We start from the raw sequence: 356 nt of genomic DNA, 5'->3' as shown, positions 1-356 counted from the left end.
GTGACCGCCTGGGTACTTTTGAACCTAAGATTGTGCCCAAACGCCAGCTAATCATTACCGATGAGCTGGAAGGTACTATCTTATCGATGTACGCTATGGGAGTGAGTACCCGAGCACTGGGGGATTATGTTCAGAAAATGAATGCTAAGTAGATTTCTCCTGCAGAGATATCCCGTATTACCGATAGTCTAATAAACTCGGTTCAAGAATGCAGAAACCGTCCTCTAGAAAACGTCTATCCAGTTGTATTTCTGTATTGTATGTTTTTCAAGGTAAGGGTGAATGTTGCTGTTGAAACACGTGCGATCTATAATATCCTCGGGGTTGATATCGAAGGAAAAAAGGATGTACTTGGG

1 pseudogene is annotated in these 356 nt (G+C 42.7%); it reads left to right on the top strand.

From position 1 onward, the window contains the following. Positions 1 to 8 precede the first annotated feature (8 nt). Positions 9 to 356 (top strand): annotated as a pseudogene (locus tag GNY06_RS15235) (transposase); the annotation flags it as partial.

Source organism: Elizabethkingia argenteiflava (genome assembly GCF_009904105.1).
In the GTDB taxonomy this organism is placed as follows: domain Bacteria; phylum Bacteroidota; class Bacteroidia; order Flavobacteriales; family Weeksellaceae; genus Elizabethkingia; species Elizabethkingia argenteiflava.
The sequence above is the reverse complement of the archived record's forward strand: the minus strand, read 5'-3'. Positions and strand labels throughout refer to the sequence as shown.